Origin of the sequence: Paenibacillus sp. oral taxon 786 str. D14, from assembly GCF_000159955.1 — a bacterium.
Classification (GTDB): domain Bacteria; phylum Bacillota; class Bacilli; order Paenibacillales; family Paenibacillaceae; genus Fontibacillus; species Fontibacillus phoenicis.
On record NZ_GG695971.1, the window covers coordinates 38454 to 49192 of the forward strand.

The following is a 10739-nucleotide window of genomic DNA, read 5'->3' on the forward strand; positions in this document are numbered from 1 at the left end:
AGGTTTTGCTATGCCAACCTTCTGGTTCGGTATTCTTTTGCAACAATGGTTCTCGTTGGGCCTCGATTGGCTGCCTCTATCGGACATGCACTCTAGGGGGAAAGAAGACAGTCTTGTCGACCTATTCATGCATCTGGTGCTTCCGGTCACCGTATTGTCGTTAGGTTTCCTTGCTTCTTATATTAAATATGCCCGCGCAAGTATGTTGGAGGTCCTCGAAATGGATTACATCCGCACGGCTCGGGCGAAGGGTGTTAAGGAAAGAAAGGTCGTGTTCCGACACGCTTTACGTAATGCGCTTATTCCGATCATCACCATTTTAGGACTGGATTTACCGCTGCTCGTCGGCGGCGCTGCTCTTACGGAGAACGTATTTAACTGGCCGGGGATGGGGCGCCTCTATGTCGAGATGGCTACGGCGCGGGAATACTCCGTTCTAATGGCGATTACGATCGTTACTTCGGTTATGGTTATCCTCGGAAGCTTACTCGCGGATATTCTGTATGCGATCGTAGACCCGCGGGTTAAATTGGGTGGAAAGGGGACGAAAGCAGCATGAGTGATCTAAAGGTGACGATATCGCCAGGAGCGTCTCCCAACGTGCCAACTCCTGAGCCAAATCATGCGCTGGACCCCCGAAACGCGGTAGATGCACTTTCTGCCAAGAAGCCGCTTGGTCCTTGGGGGTTATTATGGAGAAAGTTTTCGCATAATCCCTACGCAATGACGGGATTAGTGTTGTTACTGATCTTTATTTTGGCTGCGATTTTTGCGCCTTGGCTTACCAAGTATGATCCGGCAAAGATCGATTTGATGTACCCGAATCTGCCGGCAGGGACCGATGGGCATCTGTTGGGCACGGATGAATTAGGTCGTGACGTTTTCACAAGGCTGCTGTACAGTGCAAGAATTTCCTTATTAATTGGTTTTTCCGTCGCTTTGGCTTCGGTTGTGATCGGGTCGATTATCGGCGCGCTATCCGGCTATTTCGGCGGATGGGTCGATACGGTCTTCATGCGGATCGTCGACGTGATGAACTCGGTACCTACGTTGTTCCTGAACATCTTGGTACTCGCGATTTTCGGATCAGACATGAAATATATGATTATGATATTGGCCTTCACCAGCTGGATGAGTATCGCACGGTTGGTGCGCGGGAACTTCCTTCAATTACGGGAAATGCAGTATGTTGAAGCCGCGCGTGCCATCGGGGTATCCAATACAGGCATTATTTTCCGTCATTTATTGCGAAACTCTACGTTTCCGATTATCGTGAACGCTACCTTGATGGTCGGTTCGGCGATTTTGAGCGAATCGGCGCTGTCTTACCTTGGCTTAGGCATCCAGCCGCCGGCGACAAGCTGGGGATTGATGTTAAGCAATGCGCAAGAATTTATGCTCGTTGATAAAATGCAGGCAGTTTATCCCGGCTTATGCATCTTGATCGTCGTTCTTGCGGTGAATTTCATCGGGGACGGCATCCGCGATGCGCTGGATCCAAGACAGAATCTGAATAAATCCCGGAGGAGGCTGGCAAAATGGCGGAGAAACTTCTCGAAATCCGGAAACTGACGGCGGGCTTCTTAACGGAAAATGGGGTCGTCAAAGCGACGGACCGGATCTCGTTATCCATAGACAAGGGACAGACGGTTTGCTTGGTTGGTGAATCGGGAAGCGGAAAGAGCGTCACCTCGCTCGCCATCATGCGGCTGATCGATTACGCCGGCGGAACGATCATGGAGGGCAGCATTAAGTTTCGCGGTCAGGACTTAGCCGCTAAGAAACAGGAAGAGATGCGGCAGATTCGCGGCAACCAAATTGCGATGATCTTTCAGGACCCTATGTCAGCGTTAAACCCGGTATTTACGGTAGGGGACCAGATTGCCGAAAGCTTGCGGCTGCATCAGAACAAGAACGCCGATGAGGCTTGGAGCATGGCCGTTAACCTGCTGAAGCTCGTGGGGATTCCTGCCCCGGAAATTCGCGCTAAGCAATACCCGCACGAATTGTCGGGCGGGATGTGCCAACGGGTCGTCATTGCCATCGCCTTAGCCTGCAATCCGGAGCTGCTGATTGCCGACGAACCAACCACTGCGCTGGATGTGACGGTACAGGCGCAAATCCTTGATTTGTTGCGGAAGCTGCAGGCCGAACTTGGCATGTCCATTCTGCTAATTACCCATGACATGGGCGTAGCTGCAGAAATGGCAGATCGGGTCGCTGTCATGTATGCGGGGGCGATCGTCGAGGAGGGGCCGGTGGAGGATATCTTTAATCAGCCTAGCCACCCGTACACTTCGGGGCTGCTTCAATCGATCCCGGGATTTGAAGGGGAACGGGGAGGCGAGCTGTACACGATCCAAGGGACGATACCGCCGATCGGTCAACTGCCTTCCGGCTGCCGGTTTCACCCCCGCTGCCCGCATGCGAAGGAGGTTTGCCGGCAGAAGGAACCACCGGAGTTTATGATCGGAGCAGACCACCGCGCTTCCTGTTGGCTCTATGAGGATAAGCCGGTAAGCAAAAGCGATGACCACAGCAGCAGAGATGAGGTGAAACCCGCATGACGACAGAAACGGCGAATGTAGAAGTAAAGCGACCGAGCGGTTTGAAGTCCGATGAGATTCTGGTAGATATCCGCGGGATTAAGAAGTATTTCCCGATTCATAAAGGCTTGCTCAGCCGGGTCGTTGGTCAAGTGAAAGCGGTAGATGACGTATCCTTAGCGATTCGAAAAGGGGAGACCTTCGGGCTCGTCGGAGAATCCGGCTGCGGTAAGTCAACGCTGGGACGTGTCATTCTTCGCTTGCAAGGAGCCACGGAAGGAGAAGTCATCTACCAGGGGCGGGACATTCATTCTTTACGGGGGCAAGAGCTGAGGAAGCTTCGGGAAGAGATGCAGATTATTTTCCAGGATCCGTTTGGTTCCTTAAACCCTCGTTTTCTAGTGAAGGATATCATCGGCGAGCCTTTACGTGTCCACCGCAACCTCACTGCCAAGCAAGTGGATGCTAGAGTTGTTGAACTGATGGAGCTGGTAGGGTTGGACGCCAGCCGGCGCAATCGCTATCCGCATGAATTTTCCGGCGGTCAGCGGCAACGGATCGGTATTGCCCGGGCAATAGCGCTGAACCCGAAGTTTATCGTAGCGGATGAGGCGGTATCGGCGTTGGACGTGTCCGTGCAATCACAGGTAATTAACCTGTTGATGAAGCTGCAGCGTGAGCTAGGATTGACGTTCCTCTTTATCGCCCACGGCCTGAACGTCGTTCGGCACATCTCCGATCGGGTCGGAGTCATGTATTTGGGTAAGCTGGTAGAGGTCGGAGAGACGGAGACGTTATTCGCTTCGCCGCTGCATCCGTATACGGCTGCCTTACTGTCGGCCATTCCAAAGCCGGTGCCTGGGCAGAAGCGGGAACGGATTGTGCTGCAGGGGGATGTTCCTTCTCCGGCGAACCCGCCTTCCGGCTGCCGCTTCCACACCCGCTGTCCGTTTGCCCAGGAGCAATGCTCCAAGGTGGAACCGCCATTGATTGAGGCGGCTCCCGGACGTCAGGTGGCTTGTCATTTCCCGCTGCAACCGGGGACCGTATTGGCCTAAACAGACGCCTTCTCGTAAGCAAAATATGCTGGTTGATTACGGCAGAGGCCCGATCTCCGGAAGGAGCGGGCCTCTCTTCTCTTTTCATCCCAAGCTTCATTGGTTGGTTGACCAGCATCTGCATATGCCGCATTGTTGTACCCGATTTCCCCGATGTGTTATAGTACAAAGCGGTAGAGTTGTTTTGAAGAATGCTAGACAAGAGAAGCGCGAATGAGCAGAAACGTAGTGCAATTGCAGATAGAGAAGGAAATCAACTAGATTGGCGATGGAGGCGTAAAATCATGATCGAACGTCGAAGTAGGCAGAAGATGAAATCAAAGAATAAACGCAAGAAAATCGCATGGATTGTGCTCATAATCCTGTTGGTGGCGGGAGCAGGGGGATATTTGTTCCGCAAACCGCTTGCTGTGATGGCCTTTGACTTGTTCTTGTCAGGCAAAGTCGAGGAGACGTTGGAACGCTCGTATTCCCCGCTGGAAGGGGAAGAGACCCGTCCGGTGGAGCCGGCGGAAGAGAAGATGAAGCCGTTCAGCACCCTGCTGCTGGGCGTGGATCAACGGAATAACGAGCCTGCCCGTTCCGATACGATGATCTATGCGGTGGTGCGCCCGGAGGATGCCAAGGTGTTGTTGATTTCTATTCCGCGCGATACCTACACCGAGATCGTTGGCAAGGGTGATGAAGACAAGATTAATCATGCGTATGCTTTTGGCGGGGAGAAGATGGCTAAGGATACGGTGGAGAATTTCATCGGCTATCCGGTTGATTACTATGCGGCTGTTAACTTCCAAGGGGTGCGTGACATTGTGGACGCGCTGGGCGGCGTAGAGCTGCCGATTACCAAGGATATCGTGAATAAACAAGCGGATCATGAGAAGTTTACGATTAAGGCGAATAAACCGTTGTACGACGGTACGGAGGCGCTCAACTTCGTACGTTACCGCGAAGACAGTGATTTTAACCGAACGAAACGGCATCAGGTGTTTCTGAATGCCATGGTTAATCGGATGTTAAAGCTGAACCAAGTGACAAAAATCCCTGAATTAATCAACCTGATGGGTGATAATTTTAAGACCGACCTGCCGCCTAGCCAAATTATCGAATTGTCCAAGAAGGTCCTGTTGGGAGATGCTTCTCCGCAAATTAGCGGCTTTACGATTATGGGCGAAGGCATGCGGATCAATGGGGTTTATTATGATAAAGCGAATGAAGAGGATGTCGATTTCGCCAAAGAGATGATCGACAACTGGCTAAACCCGGATACGGAGGCATCCGATTTGATTCTGCCGGAATCCCGTGATGCGGAGAAGGCGGATACGGAGCAAAACGGCGATCAAGGAACGGCGGCAAACACGAGCAAGAATGAGTGATCGTGGGGCATCATACCTTAGATTATAGTGTTAATATACCCTGATTTCAGACCTCGGCAGTCCGGTGTTCCGGCTGCCGCTTTCATGCCGCCGGCTCTGGAACAACTTCGGTTTCGAAACGTATCCATTAGGGGAGTCTGAATGAAAGGATGAGGAGGATTTCGTTCTCATGAATATAGCGTTTTTTCTACTTCCGAAAAATGACGTGGTCACCATGACGCTGGATTCCACGTTACGGCAGACGCTGGAGCGCATGGAGTATCACCGTTATACGGCCGTGCCAATCATCGATCACGATGGGGTGTACGTCGGTACGGTAACGGAAGGCGATTTGTTATGGCACATGAAAAATTCGAACGGCAAGATTAATTTTGAGACCGCTTCAAAGTTTCTCCTGAAGGACGTGCCGCTGAAGATGGACATCAAGCCGGTGCGGATTGATGCCGATATGGAGGATTTGATTAATCTTGCGAAGGTGCAGAACTTCGTACCGGTCGTCGATGACCGGTGCCGGTTTATTGGGATCGTGCGGCGCAGTCAGATCATCGAATATTGCGAGAAGTTCGTGACCCGCAATACGGCACAAACCCAATAAATCCTAAAGGTTTGCGTCTTTTGTGGCGTTTGCTATATGCTATAATGAAGAATAAAGCTTTTTTCGGGGAGGGTCGAAGCTGTCCGCGATGCAAAGGGAAATGGATGTAGCCAAACGTGCCAAAGTGATTGAATGGCTCAAAACGGAAGTAGTCGATCACGTATCCCGTTTGTTTAAAGCATTATGGGAAGGCAGCACGACACGGGTAACGGACAGTCTTGCCAGCCTGATCGTCAGCAGTTATATTTTGGGGCGGAGACTAGGTGTTTCCTATCGGGATATGGATGACAGCATCTTGGAGAAACTGAGAAAACATAAGCAGGAGGGTCACCAGCTCGAGGATTGGTATCAAGATATTTCTACCCTGGAAGAACATATGTCTAAGAGGTGAACCCATTTGAAGTTACGCTGGACATCGGTGGCCTGGAGCGCCGCATATTTGCTGCTTCTGTTGTCACTTGCAACTCCGCTGACCGTGATCACGATGTTTTTTCTGATCGTGCCGGGCATTTTGCTGTATACGACCTTGTCAACAAGAGTGTTTCTTGTGCACGTGGCGGCGGTCTGGCTGGCGGTTGCGTTGATCTTCGGCCCGCTGATCTTGCTGCAGGCCGTCTATTTTATCATTCCTTCGATCGTGATGGGCTATTTATATAAGAAAAGAAGCCCGGCGTTCCGCACGGTCATGGCGGGAGCCGGCACCATTTTGCTGGAATTTTTGCTGGTTCTGCTGATCAGCACAGTCTTCTTCGACTTTAATCTGGCTAACGCGATTGAGGACCTGGTGAATGCGGCCATGGCTCCGTTCACGAATGTCGCCGATAGCTCGCTGACCGGCACCATTGTCTGGTCGCCGGAGATGAGCCAGCAATTCTCCAGCCTGACGGTGCGGATGATTCCCTTTACGATGATCGTCTGCTCGTTGCTTATGGCTGCGGTAGCCCATGCGATCTCCCGGCCTACGTTGTCCAGCTTGGGTCATGCGGTGCCGAAGCTGCCGCCGATCCGCGATTGGCGGCTGCCGCGTTCGCTGATTTGGTACTATTTGATCGGCGTGTTGCTGCAGTGGTTTGGCGGAGACGCGGTAAGCCAAGGATTCCTGGGCACGATTGTGCTGAATCTGATGCCGCTGCTGCAATTTCTCTTTATGGTGCAAACGGCAAGCTTCTTCTTCTTTGCCGCCTATCATCGCAAGTGGAATCCGGTGATTCCGATTCTGCTCATTGTAGCGCTGTTGTTTATTCCGCCGCTTCGAATCGTGGGGATTTTGGACATTGCATTCCCGCTGCGGGATATGATTACGAGACCAAGACGATAGGGTGAGAAGGCATGCCAAATGTTTTGCAAAAACGTTGGTACGGTTACCAGACCGTATGGATGTTCATGCTTCAGTTGCTGCTCGTCATCTTCGTCTCCTACTTCAACTGGATCTTGGGGCTGGTGAGCTTATGCCTCGTGGGTGTGCTGACCTACAGCATGCTGCGGGCGGAGCGGCAGTTCCGCCAAGAGCTGATTCGATACGTGACCGATTTAAACTACCGGATCAAGCGGGTGGAAGGTGAGGCGATCAGTAAGCTTCCGTTTGGTTTGATCCTGTACAGCGAAGAACGGACGGTCGAATGGCATAATCATTTCGTGGCTGGCATGTACGGCAAAGATTCCGTCGTGGGCCAGCCGCTGTCCGAGCTGCTGCCGCAGCTCCCCTTACCAAGCCGCGATAAGAAGGATGGGGCGGGGGCTCGGACGACGGTCGAAGTGATGGTTGGGGATCGTTACTATGAGCTTACCATCGATGCGAACGAGCGGATTATTTATCTCCATGACATGACGGAGCTGGCGGTGCTGCGCAGACGGTATGAAGACGAACGGGCCGCGCTGGGCATCGTGCTGCTGGACAATCTGGATGAAGCCACCCAGGGCATGGACGACCAGCAGCGGACCGCCTTGATCGCCCGCGTGGCGACGGCGATTACGGAATGGGCCAAACAGTACCGCGTGTACCTGCGGCGACTGTCCTCCGAGCGATATCTGATGATTCTGAATCAGAAATCGCTGGACGAACTCGAGCAGAGCCGGTTCGTCATTCTGGACGAGGTCCGCGAAATGACCGCGGACCTGAAGGTGCCGATTACGCTCAGCATCGGCCTCGCTTTTGGCGCCGAGCGCTTCAGTGAGCTGGGCGAACTCGCCCAGTCCAGCTTGGATATGGCGCTCGGCCGCGGGGGCGACCAGGCCGCTGTCAAGGCCGGTCAGCGGCTCTCTTTCTATGGCGGCAAATCCGGCGCCATAGAGAAGCGGACGCGCGTCCGCGCCCGCGTCATCGCGCATGCTTTGCGCGATTTGATGCAGGAGAGCGACCGCGTCATCATCATGGGCCATCGCGTACCGGACCTCGACGTGATTGGCGCCTCCATCGGCGTGCTGAAGGCCGCCGATATGTACAAGGTCGAGGCCCACATCGTGCTGGATGGCCCGAACCCGGCGATTGAGCGCCTGATGGAGCGCATCAACAAAGAAGAAGCCTTGCTCCGGCGGTTTATCTCGCCGGAGCAGGCCATGCATTTGATGACCGAGCACACGCTGCTCGTGCTCGTCGATACGCATAAGGCTTCCATGACGATGGAGCCTCGGCTCGTTGAAGAAGCGAGCCGCGTCGTCATCGTGGACCACCACCGCCGCGGCGAGGAATTTGTGACCGATGCGGTGCTCGTCTACCTGGAGCCTTATGCTTCCTCGGCCTGCGAGCTCGTCACCGAGCTGCTGCAGTACATTCACGAGAAGGTGGAGCTCAGTCCGCTTGAAGCAACGACGCTGCTTGCGGGCATCACCGTCGATACGAAGCATTTCGCGCTCCATACCGGCTCGCGGACGTTTGAAGCCGCAGCCTTCCTCCGCCGAAACGGGGCGGACACGGTGATGGTACAGCGATTGCTGAAGGAAGATCTGCAGGAGTACATCGCCAAGGCCGATATCATCAAGCATGCCCGCATGATCCATGGGCATATCGCCTTGGCGGTGACGGAGCCCAACCGCAAGATTCCACAGCTGTTGATCGCGCAAGTCGCCGATACGCTGCTGAATATGACGGGCGTCCTGGCGTCCTTTGTCATTAGCGAGCGGCCGGACGGCTTAATTGGAATCAGCGCCCGGTCGCTGGGGAGCATGAACGTGCAGGTGGTCATGGAGCGGCTGGGCGGCGGCGGACATTTGACGAATGCGGCTGTTCAATTGGAAGGAACCCAGGCGGAAGCGGAGAAGAAGCTGCTCGCCGTCCTGGATGAAATAGAGAAGGAAGAGGGGTTGTTCGAATGAAAGTGATCTTTTTGCAAGATGTTAAAGGTCAAGGGAAAAAGGGAGAAATCAAAAACGTCTCCGAAGGGTATGCACAAAACTTCCTGATTCCGCGCGGGCTGGTGCGTCCGGCCACCGAAGGGAATGTGAAGACGCTGGAGCAGCAAACAGCAGCGGAGCAGAAGCGGAAGCAGAAGGAGAAGGAAGAGGCCATCGAACTCGGCAAGAAGCTGGAGGAGATGACCGTGCAATTGAAAGCGAAAGCCGGAGAAGGCGGCCGTCTGTTTGGTGCGATTACGAGCAAGCAGGTTGCCGAAGCGCTGGAGAAGGCTGGCGTGAAGCTGGATAAGCGCAAAATCGAAATGCATGATCCGATCCGGACGCTGGGTGTGACGCAAGTGCCGGTGAAGCTGCATCCCGAAGTGAAGTCGACGTTGAAGGTTCAAGTGACGGAGGAATAAGATGAGCGGCGATCTGTTTTTTGACCGGATCCCCCCGCAAAATCTAGAAGCTGAGCAGGCGGTACTCGGGGCAGTGCTGCTGCAATCGGAAGCACTCATTACCGCGATGGAGCGGGTGCGGACCGAGGATTTTTACGATAAGCCTCATCAATTAATCTTTGAAGCGATGGTTCAACTCGGCGAGGAAGGCAAGCCGATCGACCTCGTGACGTTAACCGCCAAGCTGAAGGACCGCGGTGAGCTGGAGGAAATCGGAGGCGTCAGCTATTTGGCCAAGCTGGCCCATGCCGTGCCGACGGCGGCCAACGTGGATTATTACGCGCGGATCATCGAAGAGAAATCGATGCTGCGGCGCTTGATCCGCACGGCAACGCAAATCGTCAGCGACGGTTATGCCGGCGGCGAAGACGTGGCCGACATGCTGAGCGATGCCGAGCGGCGCATTTTGGAGATTTCCAACCGCCGTTCGGGCAGCGGGTTTATCCCGATTCGCGATGTACTGATGGAAGTGTTCGAGCGTGTGGAGACGTTGCATCAGAACCGCGGGACGACCACCGGGATTCCTTCCGGGTTCGTTGATTTGGACCGAATGACGGCGGGCTTCCAGCGCAGTGACTTGATTATCGTTGCGGCGCGGCCTTCCGTAGGTAAAACGGCGTTTGCTCTGAACATTGCACAAAATGTGGCGGTACGCGCCAAAGAAACCGTGGCGATCTTCAGTCTGGAGATGTCCGCGGCCCAGTTGGTGCAGCGGATGATCTGCGCCGAAGCGAACCTCGACGCCAGCGTGATGCGGACCGGGGATTTCAAGAGCGATGATGATTGGGCAAAGCTAACGATGGGCATTGCCGCCTTGTCGGAAGCGGAGATTTATATCGACGATACCCCGGGGGTGACCGTGGCCGATATCCGGGCGAAATGCCGCCGCCTCAAGAAGGAACGCGGCCTAGGCATGATCGTGATCGACTACCTGCAGCTGATCCAAGGCCGGGGCAAGCCCGGCGAGAACCGGCAGCAGGAGGTCTCGGAAATCTCCCGGACGCTTAAGCAGATCGGGCGGGAGCTCGAAGTGCCGGTAATCGCCTTGTCCCAGTTAAGCCGGGGCGTCGAGCAGCGGCAGGACAAGCGTCCGATGATGTCTGACCTTCGGGAATCGGGTTCCATCGAGCAGGACGCGGATATCGTGGCGTTTTTATACCGGGACGATTATTACAACCAAGAGACAGAAAAGAAGAACATCATCGAGATCATCATTGCCAAACAGCGGAACGGCCCGGTTGGTACCGTTGAGTTGGTGTTCTTGAAGAACTTTAACAAGTTCGCCAATTATGAGCGGGCGCATGCGGATGCGTTTGCTGGCTAGCTTTAGCTGAATACAGGAATTAAGGACTGACGATATGCGTCAGTCCTTTTTT

Annotated in this window: 11 protein-coding genes; all 11 read left to right on the forward strand. The window is 54.1% G+C overall.

Going from position 1 to position 10739, the window contains the following annotated elements; all coding sequences use genetic code 11:
• A partial coding sequence (locus POTG_RS03230; protein WP_036644221.1) for an ABC transporter permease occupies positions 1–559 on the forward strand: 559 nt, incomplete at its 5' end.
• Positions 556–1572, forward strand: coding sequence for an ABC transporter permease (locus tag POTG_RS03235; protein ID WP_009223363.1), 1017 nt, complete (start codon positions 556–558; stop codon positions 1570–1572). The genes POTG_RS03230 and POTG_RS03235, both read left to right, overlap by 4 nt.
• A complete protein-coding gene (locus POTG_RS03240; protein ID WP_009223364.1) occupies positions 1539–2567 on the forward strand; it encodes an ABC transporter ATP-binding protein in 1029 nt (342 codons plus the stop codon). Before POTG_RS03235 ends, POTG_RS03240 begins: the two co-directional genes overlap by 34 nt.
• On the forward strand, positions 2564–3604 hold the full coding sequence (locus POTG_RS03245) for an ABC transporter ATP-binding protein (RefSeq protein ID WP_009223365.1): 1041 nt from the start codon (positions 2564–2566) through the stop codon (positions 3602–3604). The genes POTG_RS03240 and POTG_RS03245 overlap by 4 nt, the downstream gene beginning before the upstream one ends.
• A 284-nt stretch (positions 3605–3888) precedes the next feature.
• Positions 3889–4977 carry an LCP family protein gene (locus tag POTG_RS03250; protein ID WP_009223366.1) on the forward strand — a complete coding sequence of 363 codons (1089 nt, stop codon included), beginning with the start codon at positions 3889–3891 and terminating at the stop codon, positions 4975–4977.
• Positions 4978–5146: 169 nt separating this feature from the next.
• Entirely contained in the window at positions 5147–5572 is a 426-nt protein-coding gene (locus POTG_RS03255) for a CBS domain-containing protein (protein ID WP_009223367.1), read from the forward strand.
• 88 nt (positions 5573–5660) lie between these two features.
• Positions 5661–5963, forward strand: a complete 303-nt coding sequence (locus POTG_RS03260; RefSeq protein ID WP_028539295.1) for a MazG-like family protein — start codon at positions 5661–5663, stop codon at positions 5961–5963.
• A gap of 6 nt (positions 5964–5969) precedes the next feature.
• Positions 5970–6890: a DUF2232 domain-containing protein gene (locus POTG_RS03265; protein ID WP_009223369.1), complete on the forward strand. Its 921-nt coding sequence runs from the start codon at positions 5970–5972 to the stop codon at positions 6888–6890.
• An 11-nt stretch (positions 6891–6901) separates the two neighbouring features.
• Positions 6902–8884, forward strand: a complete 1983-nt coding sequence (locus POTG_RS03270; protein ID WP_036644078.1) for a DHH family phosphoesterase — start codon at positions 6902–6904, stop codon at positions 8882–8884.
• Complete coding sequence (rplI, locus tag POTG_RS03275) at positions 8881–9324, forward strand: 50S ribosomal protein L9 (protein ID WP_009223371.1); 444 nt, start codon at positions 8881–8883, stop codon at positions 9322–9324. The genes POTG_RS03270 and rplI overlap by 4 nt, the downstream gene beginning before the upstream one ends.
• 1 nt (position 9325) lies before the next feature.
• Entirely contained in the window at positions 9326–10687 is a 1362-nt protein-coding gene (gene dnaB, locus POTG_RS03280) for a replicative DNA helicase (RefSeq protein ID WP_009223372.1), read from the forward strand.
• Positions 10688–10739: the final 52 nt, after the last annotated feature.